18 protein-coding genes are annotated in these 21,993 nt (G+C 65.8%); 11 read left to right on the top strand and 7 right to left on the bottom strand.

The window, feature by feature from the left end:
- Positions 1 to 113 precede the first annotated feature (113 nt).
- The 3 genes from NCR37_RS28505 to NCR37_RS05695 all read left to right on the top strand — a co-directional run bounded on the left by NCR37_RS28505 (position 114) and on the right by NCR37_RS05695 (position 2,560).
- Positions 114 to 1,457, top strand: a complete 1,344-nt coding sequence (locus NCR37_RS28505; protein ID WP_350029050.1) for a hypothetical protein — start codon at positions 114 to 116, stop codon at positions 1,455 to 1,457.
- On the top strand, positions 1,376 to 2,107 hold the full coding sequence (locus tag NCR37_RS28500) for a pseudouridine synthase (protein WP_350029049.1): 732 nt from the start codon (positions 1,376 to 1,378) through the stop codon (positions 2,105 to 2,107). Before NCR37_RS28505 ends, NCR37_RS28500 begins: the two co-directional genes overlap by 82 nt.
- A gap of 216 nt (positions 2,108 to 2,323) precedes the next feature.
- Entirely contained in the window at positions 2,324 to 2,560 is a 237-nt protein-coding gene (locus tag NCR37_RS05695) for a hypothetical protein (protein ID WP_250472149.1), read from the top strand.
- Between the two features lie 60 nt (positions 2,561 to 2,620).
- Here NCR37_RS05695 and def read toward each other — a convergent pair whose 3' ends face one another.
- The 5 genes from def to NCR37_RS05670 form a co-directional block, all read right to left on the bottom strand.
- Complete coding sequence (gene def, locus NCR37_RS05690; protein WP_175940128.1) at positions 2,621 to 3,154, bottom strand: peptide deformylase; 534 nt, start codon at positions 3,152 to 3,154, stop codon at positions 2,621 to 2,623.
- The gene (gene ligA, locus NCR37_RS05685) at positions 3,151 to 5,229 is read right to left on the bottom strand and encodes an NAD-dependent DNA ligase LigA (protein WP_250472148.1); all 2,079 of its coding nucleotides are present in this window, start codon (positions 5,227 to 5,229) and stop codon (positions 3,151 to 3,153) included. Before ligA ends, def begins: the two co-directional genes overlap by 4 nt.
- Before the next feature lie 180 nt (positions 5,230 to 5,409).
- Positions 5,410 to 6,678, bottom strand: a complete 1,269-nt coding sequence (locus NCR37_RS05680; protein ID WP_250472147.1) for a cell division protein ZipA C-terminal FtsZ-binding domain-containing protein — start codon at positions 6,676 to 6,678, stop codon at positions 5,410 to 5,412.
- A 125-nt stretch (positions 6,679 to 6,803) separates the two neighbouring features.
- A complete protein-coding gene (smc, locus tag NCR37_RS05675; protein ID WP_250472146.1) occupies positions 6,804 to 10,319 on the bottom strand; it encodes a chromosome segregation protein SMC in 3,516 nt (1,171 codons plus the stop codon).
- A 123-nt stretch (positions 10,320 to 10,442) separates the two neighbouring features.
- Positions 10,443 to 11,399 carry a DMT family transporter gene (locus NCR37_RS05670; protein WP_250472145.1) on the bottom strand — a complete coding sequence of 319 codons (957 nt, stop codon included), beginning with the start codon at positions 11,397 to 11,399 and terminating at the stop codon, positions 10,443 to 10,445.
- 203 nt (positions 11,400 to 11,602) lie between these two features.
- On the opposite strand from NCR37_RS05670, the gene dapC reads away from it, so the two are divergent.
- The 6 genes from dapC to cls all read left to right on the top strand — a co-directional run bounded on the left by dapC (position 11,603) and on the right by cls (position 17,864).
- Positions 11,603 to 12,829: a succinyldiaminopimelate transaminase gene (gene dapC, locus NCR37_RS05665; protein ID WP_250472144.1), complete on the top strand. Its 1,227-nt coding sequence runs from the start codon at positions 11,603 to 11,605 to the stop codon at positions 12,827 to 12,829.
- Between the two features lie 49 nt (positions 12,830 to 12,878).
- Positions 12,879 to 13,706 (top strand): 2,3,4,5-tetrahydropyridine-2,6-dicarboxylate N-succinyltransferase, encoded by an 828-nt coding sequence (dapD, locus tag NCR37_RS05660; RefSeq protein ID WP_244848491.1) that lies wholly within the window; start codon positions 12,879 to 12,881, stop codon positions 13,704 to 13,706.
- Between the two features lie 2 nt (positions 13,707 to 13,708).
- Positions 13,709 to 14,080, top strand: a complete 372-nt coding sequence (locus tag NCR37_RS05655; RefSeq protein ID WP_250472143.1) for an ArsC family reductase — start codon at positions 13,709 to 13,711, stop codon at positions 14,078 to 14,080.
- A gap of 111 nt (positions 14,081 to 14,191) precedes the next feature.
- Positions 14,192 to 15,331 carry a succinyl-diaminopimelate desuccinylase gene (gene dapE, locus NCR37_RS05650; RefSeq protein WP_250472142.1) on the top strand — a complete coding sequence of 380 codons (1,140 nt, stop codon included), beginning with the start codon at positions 14,192 to 14,194 and terminating at the stop codon, positions 15,329 to 15,331.
- A gap of 32 nt (positions 15,332 to 15,363) precedes the next feature.
- The gene (gene prmB / locus NCR37_RS05645) at positions 15,364 to 16,248 is read left to right on the top strand and encodes a 50S ribosomal protein L3 N(5)-glutamine methyltransferase (RefSeq protein WP_250472141.1); all 885 of its coding nucleotides are present in this window, start codon (positions 15,364 to 15,366) and stop codon (positions 16,246 to 16,248) included.
- 122 nt (positions 16,249 to 16,370) lie between these two features.
- Complete coding sequence (gene cls, locus NCR37_RS05640) at positions 16,371 to 17,864, top strand: cardiolipin synthase (RefSeq protein WP_250472140.1); 1,494 nt, start codon at positions 16,371 to 16,373, stop codon at positions 17,862 to 17,864.
- A 5-nt stretch (positions 17,865 to 17,869) separates the two neighbouring features.
- Here cls and NCR37_RS05635 read toward each other — a convergent pair whose 3' ends face one another.
- The gene (locus NCR37_RS05635) at positions 17,870 to 18,361 is read right to left on the bottom strand and encodes a glutathione peroxidase (RefSeq protein WP_250472139.1); all 492 of its coding nucleotides are present in this window, start codon (positions 18,359 to 18,361) and stop codon (positions 17,870 to 17,872) included.
- Between the two features lie 169 nt (positions 18,362 to 18,530).
- On the opposite strand from NCR37_RS05635, the gene NCR37_RS05630 reads away from it, so the two are divergent.
- Positions 18,531 to 20,477, top strand: a complete 1,947-nt coding sequence (locus NCR37_RS05630; protein ID WP_250472138.1) for an ATP-binding cassette domain-containing protein — start codon at positions 18,531 to 18,533, stop codon at positions 20,475 to 20,477.
- Between the two features lie 21 nt (positions 20,478 to 20,498).
- Complete coding sequence (locus NCR37_RS05625) at positions 20,499 to 21,530, top strand: CaiB/BaiF CoA transferase family protein (RefSeq protein WP_250472137.1); 1,032 nt, start codon at positions 20,499 to 20,501, stop codon at positions 21,528 to 21,530.
- Between the two features lie 161 nt (positions 21,531 to 21,691).
- On the opposite strand, the gene NCR37_RS05620 is transcribed toward NCR37_RS05625, so the two are convergent.
- Positions 21,692 to 21,955 carry a DUF2866 domain-containing protein gene (locus NCR37_RS05620; RefSeq protein WP_241269851.1) on the bottom strand — a complete coding sequence of 88 codons (264 nt, stop codon included), beginning with the start codon at positions 21,953 to 21,955 and terminating at the stop codon, positions 21,692 to 21,694.
- Between the last annotated feature and the right edge of the window lie 38 nt (positions 21,956 to 21,993).

Below are 21,993 nucleotides of genomic sequence, written 5' to 3'. Positions count from 1 at the left end.
GCGCGGAAAGCCGGCCGATGCGCGGGCGGGGTCGACCGGGCGGTCGGATGCCTCGGGCGAGCGGCGTGCTTTCAAGCCGCGTGATGCGGCTGGGGATCGCGATACGCGCGGGGATGAGCGGCGTGCTTTCAAACCGCGCGGAGATGAGTCGCCAGCGGGAGTTCGCGATCGTGGTCCGCGTCGGGCGACTGAAGGACGCGGTGACCGCGATTCGCGTTCCGACGAGCGGCGTGCTTTCAAACCGCGCGGCGATGATTCCCGACCGGCTTTCGGCGATCGTGGTCCGCGTCGAGCGGCCGAAGGGCGCGGTGACCGCGATTCCCGCAGCAACGAACGCCGTCCGTTCAAACAGCGCGGCGATGATTCCCGACCGGCTTTCGGCGATCGTGGTCCGCGTCGAGCGACTGAAGCGCGCGGCGATCGCGATTCCCGCAGCGACGAACGCCGCCCGTTTAAACCACGCGGCGATGATTCGCGCTCGACTTTCGGCGATCGCGGCCCGCGTCGAGCGACCGAAGGACGCGGTGATCGCGATTCGCGCAGCAACGAACGCCGCCCGTTCAAACCACGCGGCGATGATTCCCGACCGGCTTTCGGCGATCGTGGCCCGCATCGAGCGGCCGAAGGGCGCGGCGATCGCGATTCCCGCAGCGACGAACGCCGCCCGTATAAACCACGCGGCGATGATTCGCGCCCGGCATTCGGTGATCGTGGCCCGCGTCGGCCGACGGAAGCGCGCGGAGACAGCGATTCCCGCAGCGACGACCGCCGTCCGTTCAAGCCACGCGGCGACGATTCGCGCCCGGCATTCGGTGATCGTGGCCCGCGTCGAGCGGCCGAAGGACACGGCGAACGACATTCCCGCAGCGACGAACGCCGCCCGTTTAAACCACGCGGCGATGATTCGCGCCCGGCATTCGGTGATCGTGGCCCGCGTCGGCCGACGGAAGCGCGCGGAGACAGCGATTCCCGCAGCGACGAACGCCGCCCGTTCAAGCCACGCGGCGATGATTCGCGCCCGGCATTCGGTGATCGTGGCCCGCGTCGAGCGGCCGAAGGACGCGGCGATCGCGATTTCCGCAACGACGAACGCCGCCCGTCCGAACTACGCGGCGATGATTCCCGCAGCGACGACCGCCGCCCGTTCAAACCACGCGGCGAAGATTCTCGCCCGTCATCCGGTGATCGCGGCCCGCGTCGGCCGACGGAAGCGCGCGGCAAAAACGATTCCCGCACCGACGACCGCCGTCCGTCGAAAACGCGCGGCGACGCTCCACGAGCGGCCTTCGCAGCCAACGACGGAGCTTCAGCACCGACCGACGCCCCCAAAAAATCCCATGTCCACGGCGACAACCTCGTTCGCCTGTCGAAAGTCATGTCCGAACTGGGCCTGTGTTCGCGCCGCGAGGCCGACGAATGGATCGAAAAGGGCTGGGTGCTGGTCGATGGCGAAGTGATCGACACGCTCGGCTCGCGCATCCGGCCGGATCAGAACATCGAAATCCTGCCCGCCGCCCGCTCCGCCCAGTCGCAACTCGTGACGATCCTGTTGCACAAGCCCGTCGGCTACGTGTCGGGTCAGGCCGAAGACGGCTACGAACCCGCCGTCACGCTCATCAACCCGTCGAACCAGTGGGACGAAGACCGCTCGGGAATTCGTTTTTCGCCCGGACATCTGCGCACGCTCGCGCCGGCGGGCCGTCTCGATATCGACTCGACCGGTCTGCTTGTTCTGACGCAGGATGGCCGCATCGCAAAGCAGCTGATCGGCGGGCACTCCGAGGTGGACAAGGAGTACCTCGTGCGCGTGCGTTACGGCGAGCATACCGTCGATGTCGAGCAGCACCTGCCCGCAGAAAAGCTCGCGCTGCTGCGTCACGGTCTGGAACTCGACGGCGTGCCGCTCAAGACCGCGCAGGTGAGCTGGCAAAACGGCGAGCAGCTTCGCTTCGTGCTGCGCGAAGGCAAGAAACGTCAGATCCGCCGCATGTGCGAGCTCGTCGGGCTGGACGTCGTCGGCCTGAAACGTATTCGCATGGGACGCGTGACGCTCGGGGCGCTGCCGCCCGGTCAGTGGCGATATCTCGCACCCAACGAGACGTTCTGATACGTCACGCGTCGCGAAAACGCGACATCCGAAGTCCAAAAACGGCGCGATCGCCTGTCGATCGCGCCGTTTTATTTTGTTCACATTTAGGCTAAAGAAAATCGGTCAAATATCCGTTAGATACGGAATGTCCGAGAACTTTTGACAGCCCCAACGCGTCGAGGACGGGCATCGGAATAACGGCAATCAGCATCAACGCTTCAAGGAGAAATGGCCATGTCAGTTGAGATCATCGTTCGTGCGACAGAAACCGGTCTTGAAATCGTGAGCGGCCGACGACGGCTCGAAGCCCTGCTCGCCCTGCGCGATGAAGTCGTCGTGACGAGCCCCGGCATCGGAGAGATGGTGTTCGCGCGCCTGCCCGACGGCCGTCTGCAAGGCTCGGCCAATCCCAAGCACGTCGCGCTCTTTCGCCAACCCGACACCACGCGCGATCCTGAAACGATGGCCTGAACGAAAAAACCCGCTTGCGCCAAGCGGGTTTTTTCTTAGGCGGCGCGAGAATCGGCCGGCTCAGTCGTCGCGCGCCGGGTCGAGGCCCGGAAAGAGCACTTCGGTGAAGCCGAACTTCGAAAAGTCGGTGATGCGCATCGGATACAGCTTGCCGATCAGATGATCGCACTCGTGCTGCACGACGCGCGCATGGAAGCCCTCCGCGAGCCGTTCGATCGCGTTGCCGTACTGATCGAAGCCCTGGTAGCGGATCATCGAGAACCGCTGCACCGCGCCGCGCAGCCCCGGCACCGAAAGACAGCCTTCCCAGCCCTCCTCCATGTCGTGCCCGTTGGGCGTGATGATCGGATTGATGAGCACCGTCTCCGGCACGGGCGGCGCGTCCGGATAACGCTCGTTGTGGCCGAAGCCGAAGATGACCACCTGCAGATCGACACCGATCTGCGGCGCGGCGAGTCCCGCGCCGTTCGCGTCGCGCATCGTGTCGAACATGTCCTGCACGAGCGTGTGCAGTTCCGGCGTGTCGAAGTGTTCGACAGGCTGCGCGATACGCAAAAGACGCGGATCGCCCATCTTGAGAATTTCCCGGATCATGGAGTGACTCCTTCCAATAGCTTCTTCATGCCGTCTTCGTCGACGACGGGAACCCCGAGTTCCTCCGCCTTGGCAAGCTTGCTGCCCGCCTCCGCGCCCGCCACCACGTAGTCGGTCTTTTTCGAGACGGAACCGGCCACTTTCGCGCCTGCCGCCTCCAGCATTTCCTTCGCTTCCTCGCGCGAGAGCGTGGGCAGCGTGCCCGTCAGCACAACCGTCTTGCCGGCGAGCGCCCCCTGCGGCGCTTTCGGCGCGGGCGGCCCTTCCGGCCACGACACCTTGGCGCGCAACTGCTCGATCACGTGCTGGTTATGCGCTTCGCTGAAGAAGTTGTGAATCGCCTCAGCGACGACCGGCCCGACATCATTGACTTCCAACAACTGTTCGACCGATGCCGCCATGATCGGATCCAGCGAGCCGAAGTGCTTCGCGAGATCCTTCGCCGTCGATTCGCCGACATGCCGGATGCCGAGCGCATAGATGAAACGCGGCAGGGTCGTATGACGCGCCTTTTCGAGCGAATCCAGCAGATTCTGCGCTGATTTGTCGGCGAAACGGTCGAGCGCCGCGAGCGTCGAAAAGCCGAGATTGAACAGATCCGCAGGCGTGCGCACGAGGTTCTGCTCGACCAGCTGGTCGATGATCTTCTCGCCAAGACCGTCGATGTCGAGCGCGCGGCGCTGCGCGAAATGCCATAGCGCCTGCTTGCGCTGCGCCGGACAGAAGAGCCCGCCCGTGCAGCGCGCCACGGCTTCGTCCGGCAGGCGCTCGATCTTCGAGCCGCACACCGGGCATTCCGTCGGCATGACGAACTCGCGAGCGTCGGCAGGACGGCGTTCGAGAATCGCGCCGACGACTTCCGGAATCACGTCGCCCGCGCGGCGCACGGTCACCGTATCGCCGATGCGGATATCCTTGCGGCGCACTTCGTCCTCGTTATGCAGCGTCGCGTTCGTCACCGTCGCGCCGCCGACGAACACCGGCGCGAGCCGCGCCACCGGCGTGATCGCGCCCGTTCTGCCGACCTGCACGTCGATGGCCACGAGTTGCGTGAGGGCCTCCTGCGCCGGGAACTTGTGCGCGAGCGCAAAGCGCGGCGCGCGCGAGACGAAGCCGAGCTTGTCCTGCTCGTCGCGCCGGTTGACCTTGTACACGACGCCGTCGATGTCGTACGGCAGCTTTTCGCGCTTCTCGCCGGTCTTGCGGAAAAAACCCAGCAAGCCTTCCGCGCCTTCGACCACGCCGCGCTCGGCGTTGACCGGCAGCCCCATTTCCCGGTACCAGTCGAGGAGCGCCGCGTGCGTGTCGGGCATCTCGGCGCCTTCGAGCACGCCGATGCCGTAAGCGAAAAACGACAACGGCCGCTGCGCCGTCATTTTCGGATCGAGCTGGCGCAGGCTGCCCGCCGCCGCGTTGCGCGGATTCGCAAACTCGCGCTGTCCGGCGTCGCGCTGCCGCGCGTTCAGGCGGTCGAAGTCGCGCTTGAACATCAGCACTTCGCCGCGCACGTCGAGACGCTTCGGCACGTTCGCGCCTTTCAGCGTCAGCGGGATCGAGCGGATGGTCCGCACGTTGGCCGTCACATCCTCGCCAGTCGCGCCGTCGCCGCGCGTCGACGCCTGCACGAAGCGGCCGTCGTCGTAGCGCAGGGAGATTGCCAACCCGTCGAATTTCAGCTCGCACGCGTACTGCACCGGCGCATGGCCAAGCGCGTCGGACACGCGTTTGTCGAACGCGGCGATGTCTTCGTCCGCGAAGCCGTTGTTGAGCGACAGCATCGGCACGTCGTGGACGACCGGCGCGAAGCCTTCGGCGACCTGACCGCCCACGCGCTGCGTCGGCGAATCCGGCGTGACCAGTTCCGGATGCGCCGCCTCGATGCCCTGCAATTCCTTAAACAGCGTGTCGTATTCGGCGTCGGGCAAATCCGGCTGGTCGAGCACGTAGTACGCGTAGTTCGCGCGCTCCAGTTCCGCGCGCAGCCACGCGGCGCGCTCCTCCGGCCGGTCGGCGCTCGGCACGGACGCGAGGGACTTGGCGGTGGCGGCGGATTCGGCTTTCGTTTTTGCGGACATGCGGCTTTCGGAGATTGAGAGGAGTCAGTTGAACCGACCGTTCGATTGTCTCAGAAGAACGGTCGTCGCGGCATCGGCCGAACGGTCTAGGCCATTCGCGCATGTGGCGGCGCGTACCAACGGAAAGCGCCCCGGAGCGGGGCGCAATCGCGACACGACATGCAGCTACGACCGAAGCGCTTACTGGCTGAACAACCTGCGCGTGGCGGGCGAACCGGCCGGCATGCCCGCCTGCTCCAGTTTCGCGTACAGCGTCATCAACTGCTTCTCGATGGCGAGCAGCGCCGATTCCGGCAGCGGGCGACGCTGATCGTCGACCACGCGCGCGCCGATGCGCTCGGACAGCGACTTCGCGTAGTCGCACATCAGGCGGAACGGCAGAATGTCTTCGTCGGCAACGGGCACGTCCAGCACCAGCGTAATCATCTGGCCGCCCTTGTACGTGAGGTCGTCGCGCAGGAAGTTCGTGTCGCCGAACTGGAGCATGAACACCGGGTTCTGCTTCGCGTCGAGCTTGACGAAGCGCGTGCCGTCGCGCGACAGCAGCAAGCCGTCTTGCGAGGCCACCGCCTGCACGTAGTTCGCGGACCACGGCGCGCCGTCGGAGAGAATGTTGATGGACAGCTGCGCGTCACACTGGGCGGCGAACGCGTCGAGCTCGCGCGCCATGCCGACGGTTTCCATCATGTCGGGGAATTCGGGCGCGCCGTCGATGGCGTCCGCCAGACGCTGCACGCCCGTGACGAACTCCGAGAACTCGAGTTCGTTCAGCGGACCGCTGCGGTTGGCGAGTTGCGCGGCCGCGCGTAGTTCGTCGTAGCGCACGCCGTGGCGCAACAGCTCCCACGTGCTCTCGCCTTCCGCCTTGCCTTCGATGGTCACGGGCTTCGTGCCCGCGCGACGCAGCCGCTGCGCAAGCGGAATCACGCGGTCGCCGGCCACGGGCGCGGCGAGCCGGATCGGCACGACGCAGTCGATGCGCCGGTCGACCACAGCTGGCGGCGTCTGAGAGATGGTCGTGGCGGCGGGCATGACCGGCTCGCTGCGCTCGTCTTCTTCGACGACCGCGGGTTCATCGGCGATGCCGTTCGCGGAGGTCGCTTCCGCCTGCAGGTCGACGGGGGTATCCGCCGGCGCGACGGCAGGCGTGACCGCCGCAGGCTCGGTCGATACGGCCGCACCGCCGAAGCTCGGCTCGACACGCGCGTCCTGCTGCGCCTCGTCGGCGCCGTTGCCGCCCGCGACAGGCTCGCGTCGCGCCGGGCGCACCGGCTCGATGAACGGCTGCTCGTCGTCGGTTTCCTGGCGCGCGAGCGCATCGGCGGCTTCGTCGGGCATCGGGCGCGGCATCTTGCGCCGCACTTTCGCGCTCTGCCACGCGTTGTACACCACCACGCCGCCGACCACGACAGCTCCCGCTCCGATCAATCCGAGTGTCAACTCGTCCATGCACGCTCCATCATTCTTTTGAGTTACGAAGCGCCGCGCGATCTGTCGCGCGCATCCGATGCACGCCACTCCGCGCCTGCGCGCCTTGCCGGCTCCGCGTCCGGCCTTCATTCATAAAAACCGGGTCAGCCGTTCTGCGCGAATCCCGCGGCGGATTCCATATCCACCGCGACGATGCGCGACACGCCCTGCTCCTGCATCGTGACGCCGATCAGTTGCTGCGCCATCTCCATCGCGATCTTGTTGTGCGAGATGAAGAGGAATTGGGTCTTGCTCGACATGGCCCGCACGAGGTTGGCGAAGCGTTCCGTGTTCGCGTCGTCGAGCGGCGCGTCCACTTCGTCCAGCAGACAGAACGGCGCGGGATTGAGCTGGAACATCGCGAAGACGAGCGCCGTCGCGGTGAGCGCCTTTTCGCCGCCCGAAAGCAGGTGAATCGTCGAATTCTTCTTGCCGGGCGGCTGCGCCATGACCTGCACGCCGGCATCGAGAATTTCGTCGCCGGTCATGATGAGCTTCGCCTGCCCGCCGCCGAAGAGGCGCGGGAACAGTTCGCCGAAATGGCGGTTCACTTCGTCGAACGTGCCTTGCAACAACGCGCGCGTTTCCTGGTCGATCTTCTGGATCGCGTCTTCCAGCGTGCCGATGGCGTCGTTCAGATCGGCCGATTGCGCGTCGAGAAAGTGCTTGCGCTCCGTCGCCGCCGCGAGTTCTTCGAGCGCGGCCATGTTGACCGGCCCGAGCGCGATGACGGCGTTGTTCAGGCGGGTGACTTCGCCTTGCAGATACGACGGCTTCATGTCGGGCGTGAGCTTCGCCTGCAACTCGGCTTCGTCGACGCCCGCCGCCTGCAACTGCTCGACGTACTGCTCGCCGCTGATGCGCGCGGCCTGTTCCTTCAACTGCAACTCGTTGATCTTGTCGCGCAGCGGCTGAAGCGACCGCTCGGTCTGAAGACGCTGCTCGTCGGCCTGACGCAGGCGCGCGGTGAGATCGTCCAGTTCGATGCGCGCCGCGTGCAGCGCCTCTTCGCGAGCCGCGCGCACTTCGAGCGCGTCCTGCAAGCCGGTCTGCGCGGTCTGCGCGTTGATGGTTTCGAGTTCGGCCCGCGCGTCTTCCAGCGCGCCTTCGACGCGTTCGCTCTGCTCGCGCGCCGTGTCGATGCTGCGCTTGTATTCCTCGATCTTGGCCGCGAGACCGCGCGCCGCGAAGTTCGCGTCGCTGGCCGCGCGTTCCAGTTCGCGCAGTTCGTGACGCGCGTTCGTGAGCGACTCGTCGAGCGATTCGAACGCAAGCTGGTTGTCTTCGAAGCGCGCCTGCAATTGCGCGATCTCGGCGTCGTGCTCTTCGAACGCGGCTTCGGATTCGGCCCGCAACGCGCGCTGTTCGTCGATTTGAGCGGCGATTTCTTCCAGTTCCTCGCCGATCTGCGTGCTGCGCTGGGTGTAACGCTCGTGCGCCTGCGTGAGCTTGAGCACGTCCATCTGCAACGCGTGGACGCGCTGCGTGGCGCGCTCGGCGGCGGCACGCGCGTCCGCAAGAAGCTGTGAGGCCTGCGTGTGAGCGGCGTCCGCCCGCACGGCATTGGCCTTTGCTTCGTCCGCGAGCAGCGCCTGCGCGCGCACTTGCCGCCCGAGATTCTCGATTTCCTGCGCGCGAGCCAGCATGCCCGACTGCTCGGAATCCGACGCGTAGAGCTGCACGCCCACGCGCGTCACCGTATGCCCCGCCTTCACGACGAACGCGCCGCCTTCGGGCAACTGATTGCGCATGGAAAGCGCCTGCGCAATGTCGTCAGCGATGAACGTGTTGCCGAGCCATTCGTTGAGCACGGCACGAATGCCCGGATCGTCGATGCGTAAAAGCGAAGTCAGCGGCCGCAAACCCTGCGGCGCGTCGAGCGGCTTGCCCGCGACAGGCGGCGCGAAAAACGCGAGCTTGGCGGGCGGCGCGTCGGTCGCGAAAGCCTTGATCCAGTCGAGATTCGAGACTTCGAGCGCGGCGAGACGCTCGCGCAGCACGGCTTCGAGCGCCGGCTCCCAGCCCGCCTCGACGTGCAGCTTCTTCCACAGACGCGGCAGTCCGCCGAGTTCATGCTTGTCGAGCCACGGCTGGATCTTGCCTTCTGTCTGCACGCTCTCCTGCAAAGCTTTCAGCGCGGCAAGGCGTGCTTCGAGCTGATGAATCTGGGCGCTTTCCGCCTGCACGCGCTCTTGCGCGGCGCGGCGCTCGGCGTCGAGACGCGGCACGGTTTCCTGCGCATCGGCAAGACGCGCCTGCGCTTCGGCCAGAATCTCTTCGTTCTCGGCAAGCTGCATGCGCAGTTCTTCGAGTTGCGCTTCGTCGGGGGCATCGAGGCCGCCGGCTTCGTTCTTCAGGCGCTCCTGACGCTGCTGCAATTGCTGAAGCTGCTGATCCGCGTTGCGCTGATGCGCGGCTTCGAGCTTCAACGCCTGTTCCGCCCGCGCGATGCCCGCGCGCTCTTCGTTCAGCTTCGCCTGCGCGTCGCGCCAGCGGGCTTCGAGCGCGGGGAGCGCGTCGTGCTTCGCGGCGGCGTTCTCTTGCGCAATCGCGGCCTTCTCTTCGCCCTCGGCCAACGCTTCGGACGCCGTTTCGATTTCGTCGCCCGCCTTTTGCGCCTGCATCTGCCATTGCTCGCGCTGCGCGGCGAGCGCGGCGATTTGCGCCTGCGCGCGATTGCGCGACTCGACGATAAAGCGGATCTCCGCTTCCAGCCGGCTCACTTCGGCATTCGCTTCGTAGAGCGCGCCCTGTGCGCCCTGCATCGCGTCGCTTGCGCTGTAGTGCGCGACGCGCAGCGTTTCCAGTTGCGCTTCGACTTCGCGCAGACGCGCCGTTTGCGCTTCCAGTTCGACCTGTGCGTCGCGAATGGCGCGCTGCTGGCGCTCGGCTTCGTTGCCCGCTTCGTTCTTGCGCAAGAGCCACAGCAGACGCTGCTTCTCTTCGCCCTCGGCCTGCAATGCCTTGTATTTCGTCGCGACGATGGCCTGCGCTTCCAGCTTCTCCAGATTGGCTGTCAACTCGCGCACGATGTCTTCCACGCGCGTGAGATTTTCGCGCGTATCGTGCAGACGATTCTCCGTCTCCCGGCGCCGCTCCTTGTACTTCGACACGCCCGCGGCTTCTTCGAGGAACACGCGCAGGTCTTCGGGCTTCGCCTCGATGATCCTCGCGATCATGCCTTGTCCGATGATCGCGTAAGCGCGCGGGCCGAGACCCGTGCCGAGAAAGATGTCCTGAATGTCGCGGCGTCGCGCGGGCAGGTTGTTGATGTAATAGCTGGAGGTGCCGTCGCGCGTGAGCACGCGCTTCACGGCAATCTCGCCGTAGGCGCTCCATTGACCGGCGGCGCGGCCGTCGGCGTTATCGAAGATCAGTTCGACGCTCGCGCGGCTGCCCGGCTTGCGCGCGGTGGATCCGTTGAAGATGACGTCCTGCATCGACTCGCCCCGCAATTCCGATGCGCGCGATTCGCCTAGCACCCAGCGCACGGCGTCGATGATGTTGGACTTGCCGCAGCCATTCGGCCCGACGACGCCGACCAGCTGGCCAGGAACCTGGAAATGCGTGGGATCGACGAAGGACTTGAAACCAGCGAGTTTGATCGAAGTCAGACGCACGGCGATATCGCTGTTTGAAGTGAATGACGGAGGATGAACGGCAGACAAGCCGCGGCGCGGCCGGTCGCGGATGAGGGTCTCATGCGCGTTCGATGCCGCCTGCCGCGGCGCGAGCGGACACCATCATACCATCGCGCGTGTCGATTTCTTTTCGGGTTCGGCCGCGTCCGGCGGGCTTTTCGATGCCTCGCGGCCCTGCCTGTGCGCCCATGCCGACAGCACGCACGCAGCCACGATGCACGCGCCGCCCGCCCATTCGCGCGGCCCCGGCACCTCGTTCGCGAGGAGCCACGACGACAGCGCCGTCACCACGAGTTCGAACAGCATGATGATGGACGCGCGATTGGCCGGCACGCGCGCGAGCCCGATCTGCACGATCACGTTGTTGACCGCGAGCACGACGCCGAGCGCGATCACGATGAACGCGACCGTGCCCATCTGCGATGCGGCGGGAGGCGCGGGCATCGGCTCGAACAACGTGGCGACCGACGCGACGATCGCCGCGCCGCCGAAGATCACCGCCGTGCGCATCTCCGGCTTCATGCCCGGCAAGACGCGCGTGATCTTCACGACGAGCACGTTGCTCATCGCGAAGCCCATGCCGCCCATGAGCCCGGCCCATTCCGCGAGATTCGCAGGCAGCGGCACGCCGAGTTCGGGCGACCAGAGCATGGTGACCGCGCCCGCGAGCGACAAGAGCGACAGCGCGGCGTCGGCGCGCGTCAAGCGGTCGCGCAAGATGAAATGCGCGAAGACGGCGGTCCACGCGGGCGTCAGATAAAAAAGCAGCAGCACGCGCATGACCTGGCCGTGGATCGCGCCCCAGACGAAGCCTACGCTCGTCACGCCCGCCGCCAAGCCGAGGCACGCGAGCAGCCAGTGCCACGACACCGTGCGGATCGAGCGGCGCTTGAGCAGCAGCACGAAGAGACACGCGGCGCCGCTCGTCGTCGCGCTGGCAGCGGTGCCGGTGAGTCCCATCGATGCGAGCAGGCGCATCGGATACCAGACGAAGCCCCACACGGAAGCGCCGATCATGATGGCGAGCGTGGGCAGCGCGTCGTGCAGGCGGCGCGTCATTGCGGCGCTCCTCTGCGCGTGGGTTTCGATACGGTTTCGCTACGTGTCATGCGTCTGTCGTCCTTGCCGCCGCGCGCCGTGAAGCGCAAAAGCGCGCGGTATAATCGCCCGTTCTCTGATGTCTTTCTTATGCCGCCACGTATATCGCTGCGGCCGCATGGCGCCTCGCCGCCGCCCGACGTTCATCGCTCAATCGACACGCCGTGAATCCACTTCTTCAGAAACTCCAGCCGTACCCCTTCGAAAAGCTGCGCGTGCTATTCAAGGGCATCGAGCCGCGCGCCGGATTCACGCCGATCAGCTTCGGCATCGGCGAGCCGAAGCATGCGACGCCTGCGCTCATCCGCGACGCGGTAATCGACGCGCTCGGCGGCCTCGCCGCCTATCCGGCGACGCTCGGCAGCGAGCCGCTGCGCGAAGCCATCGCGGCGTGGGTGAAGGCGCGCTACGGGCTCGCTTCCATCGACGCGGCCACCGAAGTGCTGCCCGTTGCCGGCTCGCGCGAAGCCCTGTTCGCGCTCGCGCAGACGGTGATCGACAGCCGCAGCACGCAGGAACTCGCGGGCGTGAAACCGCCGATCGTACTCTGCCCGAACCCGTTCTACCAAATCTACGAAGGCGCCGCGTTGCTCGCGGGCGCGGAACCGTACTTCGTCAACAGCGACCCCGCGCGCAACTTCGCGTGCGATTACTCGGCCGTCCCCGACGACATCTGGGCGCGCACGCAACTGCTCTACGTCTGCTCGCCCGGCAACCCGACGGGCGCGGTGCTCACGCTCGACAACTGGCGCGAACTCTTCGCGCTGTCGGACAAGCACGGCTTCGTGATCGCCTCCGACGAATGCTATTCCGAGATTTACTTCGACGAAGGACAGCCGCCGCTCGGCGGTCTCGAAGCCGCGCGTCTGCTGGGCCGCGGCTTCGAGCGCCTCGTCATGCTGTCGAGCCTCTCGAAGCGATCGAACGTGCCGGGCATGCGCTCGGGCTTCGTCGCCGGCGACGCTTCGGTGCTCAAAAGCTTCCTCTTGTATCGCACGTACCACGGCGCGGCGCTCTCGACCGTGTTTCAGCGCGCGAGCATCGCCGCATGGCAGGACGAGGCGCACGTGCGCGAGAACCGCGCGCTCTACGCGAGCAAATTCCGCACGGTCACGCCGATGCTCGCCGAGGTGCTGGACGTGCGTCTGCCCGACGCCGCGTTCTATCTCTGGGCGAACGTTTCGCGCACCGGACTCACGGATACCGAGTTCGCCGCGCGCCTGTACGCCGACTATAATGTGACGGTTCTGCCGGGCTCCTATCTCGCTCGTCCCGCGCATGGCACGAATCCCGGCGAAGGGTTCGTGCGCATCGCGCTCGTTGCCGGGACCGAGGAATGTATCGAAGGCGCCCGCCGCATCGTCGAATTCTGCCGCACGCTTAAGCCCTGAATGGTCCTGAAACGCGCTGCCGGTCCCTCTCTCCATCCTTGATATCACTATGTCGGAACAACTTCAGAGCATCATCGACAACGCCTGGGAAAACCGCGCCGAGCTGTCGGCGAAAGCCGCGCCCGCGGAAGTGCGCGAAGCCGTCTCGCACGCCATCGAGCAACTGGACCGCGGCGCCTTGCGCGTCGCCGAAAAACGCGACGGCGACTGGGTCGTGAACCAATGGCTGAAGAAGGCCGTGCTGCTGTCGTTCCGCCTCGAAGACAACGTGCCGATGCCCGCAGGCGGCTACAGCCAGTTCTACGACAAGGTGCCCTCGAAGTTCGCGAACTACACCGCCGAAGACTTCGCAGCGGGCGGCTTTCGCGTGGTGCCGCCGGCCATCGCGCGCCGCGGCTCGTTCATCGCGAAGAACGTGGTGCTGATGCCGTCGTACACAAACATCGGCGCTTACGTGGACGAAGGGACGATGGTCGATACGTGGGCCACCGTCGGCTCGTGCGCGCAGATCGGCAAGAACGTGCACCTGTCGGGCGGCGTGGGCATCGGCGGCGTGCTGGAGCCGTTGCAGGCGAACCCGGTCATCATCGAGGACAACTGCTTCATCGGCGCGCGCTCGGAAGTGGTGGAAGGCGTGATCGTCGAGGAGAACTCGGTCATTTCGATGGGCGTCTACCTCGGCCAGAGCACGAAGATCTATGACCGCGAAACCGGTCAGGTGAGCTACGGCCGCATTCCGGCGGGCTCGGTCGTCGTGGCGGGCAATCTGCCCTCGAAGGACGGCTCGCACAGCCTGTATTGCGCGGTGATCGTGAAGAAGGTCGACGCGAAGACTCGCGCGAAGGTCGGCCTGAACGAACTGCTGCGAGGCGACTGATCGTGGCGCGCGGCTCCAATGCCATGACGGTCGTGTACGGCATTCCCAACTGCGACAGCGTGAAGAAAGCGCGCGTCTGGCTGGAAGAGCACGGCGTGCCGTTCGAGTTTCACGACTTCAAGAAGGCCGGCGTGAACGAGAAGCTGGTTCAGGACTGGCTGAAGGACGTGCCGCTGGATCAGCTCATCAACAAGCGCGGCACGACGTGGCGCGGTCTTTCGGACGTGCACAAGGCGGAAGCCGACACGACTTCGGGCGCAATCGCGCTGATGATCCACAAGCCGTCGATCATCAAGCGGCCGGTCGTCGTGGTCAACGGCCGCGTGAAGACGCTCGGTTTCTCGGCCGAGCAGTACGAGACGCTGTTCGCGTGACCGACGGGCGACGGATGGCTGCGAACATCACGCCGTCGCATCACGCCAAACCGCTTGCCGGCCCCGCGCCGGCATTTTTTATCGCTGTCGAAAGAAATGCAGGCTGAAACCATGTCCGGCACCTTGTCCCTTACAGAAGCCCTGATCGGGCGCGCGTCCGTCACGCCCGACGACCGCCATTGCCAGGCGCTGATGATCGAGCGTCTGTCCGCCGTCGGCTTCGAATGCGAAACCATCGAGTCGGGCGGCGTCACGAATCTGTGGGCCGTGAAGCGCGGCACGGACGGCGCGTCGGGCAAGCTGCTCGCGTTCGCCGGACATACCGATGTGGTGCCGACCGGCCCGCTCGATCAATGGACTTCGCCGCCCTTCACGCCGACGCATCGCGACGGCAAGCTCTACGGGCGCGGCGCCGCGGACATGAAGACGTCGCTCGCGGCGTTCGTCGTGTCGAGCGAAGAATTCATCGCGAAGTGTCCGCAGCATCGCGGCTCGCTCGCGCTGCTCATCACGAGCGACGAGGAAGGCCCCGCCACCGACGGCACCGTGAAGGTGGTCGAAGCGCTGAAGGCGCGCGGCGAGCGGCTCGATTACTGCATCGTCGGCGAGCCGACCTCGAACGAAACGCTCGGCGACATGGTCAAGAACGGGCGGCGCGGGTCGATGTCCGGCAAGCTCGTCGTCAAGGGCGTGCAGGGGCATATCGCCTATCCGCATCTCGCGCGCAATCCGATTCACCTGCTCGCGCCCGCGCTCGCCGAACTCGTCGCGCAACGCTGGGACGACGGCAACGAGTATTTCCCGCCGACCACCTGGCAAGTGTCGAACCTGCGCTCGGGCACCGGCGCGACGAATGTCATTCCGGGCCACGCCGAGCTGATGTTCAACTTCCGCTTCTCGACGGCGAGCACGGTCGAAGGCCTGCAAAGCCGCGTCCACGCGATTCTCGACAAACACGCGCTCGACTACGATCTCACGTGGACCGTGAGCGGCCTGCCGTTTCTGACGCCGCGCGGCGCGCTGTCGAATGCGCTCGAAAAAGCCATCCACGACGAAACCGGCGTGCGTCCCGAGTTGTCCACCACGGGCGGCACGTCCGATGGCCGCTTTATCGCTCGCATCTGCGAGCAGGTCGTCGAGTTCGGGCCGCCGAACGGCAGCATCCACAAGATCGACGAACATGTCGACGTGCGCTTCATCGAGCCGCTGAAAAACGTCTACCGGCGTGTGCTCGAAGAACTGATCGCATAAATTTTTACCCGTAAAAAAACAAGGAGCCTTCGATGGCGCTACCCTTCACCACCGTCCGCGACCTGCTGCGCTTCGGCGTCTCGCGCTTCACGGAAGCCGGCCTCTCGTTCGGCCACGGCTCGACCAACGCCTATGACGAAGCAGCGTATCTCATTTTGCATACGCTGCACTTGCCGCTCGACACGCTTGAACCGTTCTTGGACGCCCGCCTGCTCGACACCGAAATCGATGCCGTCATGCAGGTAATCGAGCGCCGCGCCAAGGAACGCGTGCCGGCCGCGTACATTACGCAGGAAGCGTGGATGCACGGCCATCGTTTCTATGTCGACGAGCGCGTGATCGTGCCGCGCTCGTTCATCGGCGAATTGTTGCAGGACGGGCTGCAACCGTACGTCCCCGATCCGGACCACGTCACGCGCGTGCTCGAACTCTGCACCGGCTCGGGGTGCCTCGCGATTCTCGCGGCGCAAGCCTTCGAGAACGCAGATATCGATGCCGTCGACATTTCCGCCGATGCGCTCGCGGTCGCGCGCCGCAACGTCGACGACTACGGGTTGCAGGACCGCATCGCGCTGCATGAAGGCGACCTGTACGCGCCGCTCTCGCCCGCCCGCTACGAGGTCATCATCACCAACCCGCCGTACGTGAACGCGACCGCGATGCAGGCGCTGCCCGAGGAATACCGTCACGAGCCCGAACTCGCGCTCGCGGGCGGCACGGACGGCATGGACGTCGTGCGGCGCATCGTGCGCGATGCCGGCAAGTGGCTGACCGAAGACGGCGTGCTCGTCGTCGAGATCGGCAACGAGCGGGCGAACGTCGAGGCCGCGCTCGGCGGGCTCGATCTCGTCTGGCTCTCGACCAGCGCCGGCGATGACAACGTGTTCCTGATTCAGGCAGCGGACCTTCCCGCCTGAGCGGCATTCGCCACGCAAGTCAGGTTCGGTAAGATGACGCATCGCCGCCGCGGCTCGCGGCGGTGTTCGTCGTCTGGCTTCGCGCCGCTCCGCGCGCATCGAGCTCCGAACCGAACGCATCTATGCAAGCAGCAGACTGGCTCCACGTCGGCACGCTCGTGATGGCCGCGCATGTGCTCGGCGTGATCGCAGCCGTGCACGCCATCATCAATACACGCACCTCGCAAGGCGCGGTCGCGTGGGCGGTATCGCTCGTCGCGATGCCGTATCTCACGCTCATTCCGTATCTCTTTCTCGGGCGCAGCAAGTTCGCCGGTTATATCGACGAGCGCCGGCTGGAAATCGAAATCCTGCGCAACCGCAGAAAGCCGACCGAGTGGGATTCGACCGACCGCAGCGACTCTGCTTCGCCAGGCACGGCGCTGCTCGACGCCTCCGGCGCGCGCGGCGAACTCGACACCGGCCCCGCGCGCTACCTCGGCAATCCGACCATCCGCACGCTGCAACGGCTCTCCGGCATGCCGTTTCTGCGCGGCAACGCCGTGCGCGTGCTGGTCAACGGCGACGCGACGTTTTCCGCGATCCTCGAAGCCATCGAAGCCGCCGAACAGTACGTCGTCGTGCAATTCTTCATCGTGCGCGCCGACGCGCTCGGCGAGATGCTGAAGGACGCGCTCATCGCGAAAGCGAAAGCCGGCGTGCGCGTCTATTTCCTCTACGACAGCATCGGCAGTTTCGACCTGCCGCATCGCTACGTGCATGCGCTGCGCGCGGGCGGCGTCGAGGCGCATCCGTTCGCGACCAAGCGCAAGTTCGTGCACCGCTTCCAGATCAACTTTCGCAATCATCGGAAGATCGTGGTCGTCGACGGCAAGCGCGCGTTTGTCGGCGGGCACAATGTGGGCGTCGAGTATCTCGGCGGCAATCCCCGGCTTTCGCCGTGGCGCGACACGCATGTCGAAGTGCGCGGGCCGGCGATCGCCAGCATCCAGTTCGTGTTCACCGAAGACTGGTACTGGGCCACGCAGCGCCTGCCCGAGCTCGGCCCCGCGTCGCATACAGACGAGAACATGCATTGCATGGTGCTCTCGAGCGGCCCCGCCGACAAACAGGAAACCTGCTCGCTCTTCTTCGTCGAGGCGATCAACGCGGCGCGCGAGCGGATCTGGATTACGTCGCCGTATCTGATTCCGGACGAAGCCGTGTTCTCGGCGCTGAGACTCGCCGTGATGCGCGGCGTGGACGTGCGCATTCTCATTCCGAGCCGGCGCGATCATCGCGTGGTGTTCGCCGCGTCCAGGCTGTACGCGTACGATCTCGTGCAGGCGGGCGTGCGGGTCTTCCGCTACAAGCCGGGATTTCTGCATCAGAAGGTCGTGCTCGTCGACGACATCGCCGCGTCGGTCGGCAGCGCCAATCTCGACAACCGCTCCTTCCGGCTCAACTTCGAGATCACGGTGCTGACCGTCGATCACGACTTCGCCCGCGACGTGGAGAGCATGCTGCTCGTAGACTTCGCGCATGCGTATGAGATCGACGGCAACGACTATCGCGGCGCCGCGTTCTGGCGGCGCATGGCGATGCACGTCGCCCGGCTCTTCTCCCCGATTCTCTGAGCGCGTCAGAGCAGCTTTTCGATGTCGTCCGCGATGGACTCGGGCTTCGTGATCGGCGCATAGCGTTTCACGATGTTCCCGTCGCGGTCGATCAGGAACTTCGTGAAGTTCCATTTGATCGCCTCCAGCCCGAGCACGCCCGGCTCTTTCTCCGTCAGATACTTGAAGAGCGGATGCGCGTTCGGTCCATTGACGTCGATCTTCGCGAACATCGGAAAAGTGACGCCATAGTTCGTCTCGCAGAAGCTGCCGATCTGCGCCGCGTCGCCCGGCTCCTGCTTGCCGAACTGGTTGCACGGAAAGCCGAGCACCTCGAAGCCCCGCCCCGCGTACAGCGTGTACAGCTCCTGCAGGCCCCTGTACTGCGGCGTGAAACCGCATTCGCTCGCGGTGTTCACGATCAGCAGCACCTTGCCGCGGTACGTGTCGAGGCTGACGGTCGTGCCGTCGAGCCGCTCTGCCGTGAAGCCGTAGATGCTGTCGGTAGTCGAATTCATGCCGTGCTCCGCGCGTTGAAGTGGTGAAACATTGAAGGGTGAAAGTCAGGCGATGCTACTCCGCCCCGCGCTCGCCCGCCATTAGCCGAACGGATGATCCCTTGCGGCGTACGCGCCCGGTCTAAAATAGCGGTTTCCTCCAGTCCGCGCTCTGCCGCCGCCCTCCGACGTGATTCGCTTCAACCAGTTCAGCCTGTCCCGCGGCACCAAGCCGCTCTTCGAAGAGACCAGCTTCACGCTCAATCCGGGCGAGAAAGCCGGTCTCGTCGGCGCGAACGGCGCGGGCAAATCCACGCTCTTCTCCGTGCTGCGCGGCGAGTTGCACGCAGACGGCGGCGATTTCTCGATGCCGCCGTCGTGGCGCATCGCGCATGTCGCGCAGGAAACGCCCGCCGTGGATCGCACCGCGCTCGACTACACGCTCGACGGCGACACGCTGTTGCGCGCCATCGAAGCGCGCATCGCGGCGGCCTCCGCGGCGCACGACGGCGCCGCTGAAGCCGAAGCCCACGCCGCGTTCGCCGATGCCGACGGCTACACCGCGCCCGCTCGGGCGGAAACGCTGCTGCTCGGGCTCGGCTTCACGCTCGAACAGACGCGCGAGCCGGTGGCGAGCTTCTCGGGCGGCTGGCGCATGCGGCTGAACCTCGCGCAGGCGCTGATGTGTCCGTCCGACCTGCTGCTGCTCGACGAACCGACCAACCACCTGGACCTGGACGCCATCGTCTGGCTCGAAGACTGGCTCGGCCGCTATCCGGGCACGCTCGTCGTGATCTCGCACGACCGCGAGTTTCTCGATGCGGTCTGCAACGTCACGCTGCATCTGGAAAACCGGCAGATGAAGCGTTACGGCGGTAACTACAGCCAGTTCGAAGTACTGCGCGCCCAACAGCTCGCGTTGCAGCAAAGCGCCTACGAGAAACAGCAGAAGACGGTGCAGCATCTGCAGAGCTTCATCGACCGCTTCAAGGCCAAGGCCACCAAGGCGAAGCAGGCGCAAAGCCGCGTGAAGGCGCTCGAAAAGATGGAACTGATCGCGCCGGCGCACGCGAGCTCGCCGTTCACGTTCGAGTTCCGCACGCCGGATGCCGCGCCGAATCCGATGATGGTGATGGAAGACGTGCGCTGTGGCTACAGGACAGACGAAGGCGCCGAGATTCCGATCGTGGAAGGCGTAACGCTGTCGATCCAGAACGGGCAGCGCATCGGTCTGCTCGGCGCGAACGGTCAGGGCAAGTCCACGCTCATCAAGACGCTCGCCGGCACGCTCGACGCCCTCTCGGGTCACGTGCGGCAAGGCAAGGGCTTGCAGATCGGCTATTTCGCGCAGCATCAACTGGAAACGCTGCGCCCGGACGACTCCGCGCTCGCTCACCTCGCGCGCCTTGCGCCCGACACGCGCGAGCAGGAATTGCGCGACTTTCTCGGCAGCTTCAACTTCTCGGGCGACATGGCCACCGCGAAGATTGCGCCGTTCTCCGGCGGCGAAAAGGCGCGGCTCGCGCTCGCGCTCATCATCTGGCAGAAGCCCAATCTGCTGCTGCTCGACGAACCGACGAACCACCTCGATCTCGAAACCCGTCACGCGCTGACCATGGCGCTCGCGCAATTCGAAGGCACGCTCATTCTCGTGTCGCACGACCGGCATCTGCTGCGCGCCACCACCGACACGTTCATGCTGGTGGCGAAGCACCGGCTGAGCCCGTTCGACGGCGATCTCGACGATTACCGCGACTGGCTCCTGCAACATGCCGCCGACACGCGGGCGGCGGCGAAAGAAGCGAATGGCGTCGCCTCCGCTGCCGGCAATGGGCCGGACGGCGCGGCGAATCGCAAGGAACAGCGCAGGCAGGAGGCGCAGGAGCGGCAAAAGCTGTCGCATCTGCGCAAGCCGCTGCAATCGCGCATCGCGAAGATCGAGAAGGAAATGGACGCGCTCAATGCGGAGAAAACAACGCTCGATGCGTTCGTCGCGGATCCCGCGAGCTACGACGCCGCGCTGAAGGCGAAGCTCACCGATACGATCCGCCGTCAGGGCGAAGTCAACGCGCGGCTCGAGACGCTCGAACTGGAGTGGCTCGACGCGCACGAGGAACTCGAACAACTGAGCTCGTAATCCTCCACGGAGACCGACGACTTGACGACCTCCCCCGCTCTCGCCGGTCTTCGGGTGCTCGATCTGACGCGGCTTCTGCCCGGTCCGGTCGCCACGCTGCGCCTCGCCGAACTCGGCGCGGACGTGTTAAAGATCGAGCCACCGGGCGAAGGCGATTACGCCCGCTCGATGCTGCAAAGCGACGCCGACCGCGCGAGCGGCGCCCCGAGCGCCTTCTATCGGATCGTGAATCGCGGCAAGCGGTCGCTGACGCTCGATCTGAAGACCGAAGCGGGGCGTGCCGAATTGATCGGACTCGCAAGGGATGCGGACGTGCTCGTCGAGAGCTTCCGGCCGACCGTGATGACGCGGCTCGGCGTCGGCTACGACGTACTGCGGCAGGTCAACCCGAAGCTCGTCTACTGCGCGATCACGGGCTTCGGCAGCGAAGGCCCGTTCGCCGACAAGGCGGGGCACGATCTGAACTACATCGCGTATGCGGGCGTTCTGGATCAGCTTGCCGATGCCGGGGGCGCGCCCATCGTGCCCAACTTCCAGCTTGCAGACCTGCTCGGCGGGGCGCTCGCGGCCGTCACGCAAATACTGGCCGCGCTCTGGCACGTCGCGCGCGGCGGCGAAGGCCGCTTCGTCGACGTCTCCATGACGCACGCCGTTCACGCCCACAACGTGATGGCGCACATCGCGCTCGCCAATGCGGACGAGCCGGGCACGCGCGCGGGAGCCGGCCTGCTCAACGGCGGCGTGCCGTGCTACAACGTCTATCGCACGGCGGACGACAAGTTCGTGGCCGTCGGCGCGCTTGAACTGAAGTTCTGGCAGACGCTATGCGGCGCGCTCGGCCGCCCGGAGTGGGCCGCGCGGCACTGGAGTCTCGGGCAGGCAACCGGCGGCGCGGACGCGAAGGAACTCACGGCACATCTCGCCGCGTGCTTCCGCGATCGCACGCGCGACGAATGGATGGCGCTCTTCGAACCGCTCGATTGCTGCGTCGCGCCGGTGCTCGCGCCGGCGGAAGCTGCGGTGCATCCGCTCTTTCGCGACCGCGAAGACTAGCGTCGCCGCAACGTCTGGCGCGGCAGCCGTTCGTCGTCCAAGAACACGTGCCCGCGGCCTGACGTGACGGCGAATGGTGGTGACGACTTCGTGCTGCGTCGCGCCGGTGCTCACACCAGCCTAAGCAGCGCGATGCATCCACTCTTTCGGGACCGCGAAAACTAGCGTCGCGGCAACGTCTGGCGCGGCTGACGCTCGTCATCGACGAGCACGTGTTTGCGGCCCGTGACGTGACGGCGAATGGTCGCGACGACTTCGGCCTCGGTCACATCCGCGGACACGACGCGCCGCGAAATCTGCCCTTCGCCGTCGATCCATTCGACAATCCGGCATCCGCTGCCGAACGGCTGTTGCAGGGGCGCCGAGACGCGGCAGCCGCGCAGGTGGAATGCTGGGGCGGGCCGGGCTGTTTTGACATGTTTCAAAGCGTGATCCTCTCGATCCATCCAGTCACTTCGGCGCG

Source organism: Caballeronia sp. GAFFF1 (assembly GCF_023630705.1).
Taxonomy (GTDB): Bacteria; Pseudomonadota; Gammaproteobacteria; order Burkholderiales; family Burkholderiaceae; genus Caballeronia.
Note: the sequence above shows the minus strand (reverse complement) of the source record. Positions and strands in the feature narration are given on the sequence as shown.

Bases quoted from the DNA above. Each gene is read 5' to 3' on its own strand.
- NCR37_RS28505 (WP_350029050.1), top strand. From the start codon at position 114: ATGAGCGGCGTGCTTTCAAACCGCGCGGAGATGAGTCGCCAGCGGGAG.
- NCR37_RS28500 (WP_350029049.1), top strand. From the start codon at position 1,376: ATGTCCGAACTGGGCCTGTGTTCGCGCCGCGAGGCCGACGAATGGATC.
- NCR37_RS05695 (WP_250472149.1), top strand. From the start codon at position 2,324: ATGTCAGTTGAGATCATCGTTCGTGCGACAGAAACCGGTCTTGAAATC.
- def (WP_175940128.1), bottom strand. From the start codon at position 3,154: ATGATCCGGGAAATTCTCAAGATGGGCGATCCGCGTCTTTTGCGTATC.
- ligA (WP_250472148.1), bottom strand. From the start codon at position 5,229: ATGTCCGCAAAAACGAAAGCCGAATCCGCCGCCACCGCCAAGTCCCTC.
- NCR37_RS05680 (WP_250472147.1), bottom strand. From the start codon at position 6,678: ATGGACGAGTTGACACTCGGATTGATCGGAGCGGGAGCTGTCGTGGTC.
- NCR37_RS05670 (WP_250472145.1), bottom strand. From the start codon at position 11,399: ATGACGCGCCGCCTGCACGACGCGCTGCCCACGCTCGCCATCATGATC.
- dapD (WP_244848491.1), top strand. From the start codon at position 12,879: ATGTCGGAACAACTTCAGAGCATCATCGACAACGCCTGGGAAAACCGC.
- dapE (WP_250472142.1), top strand. From the start codon at position 14,192: ATGTCCGGCACCTTGTCCCTTACAGAAGCCCTGATCGGGCGCGCGTCC.
- prmB (WP_250472141.1), top strand. From the start codon at position 15,364: ATGGCGCTACCCTTCACCACCGTCCGCGACCTGCTGCGCTTCGGCGTC.
- cls (WP_250472140.1), top strand. From the start codon at position 16,371: ATGCAAGCAGCAGACTGGCTCCACGTCGGCACGCTCGTGATGGCCGCG.
- NCR37_RS05635 (WP_250472139.1), bottom strand. From the start codon at position 18,361: ATGAATTCGACTACCGACAGCATCTACGGCTTCACGGCAGAGCGGCTC.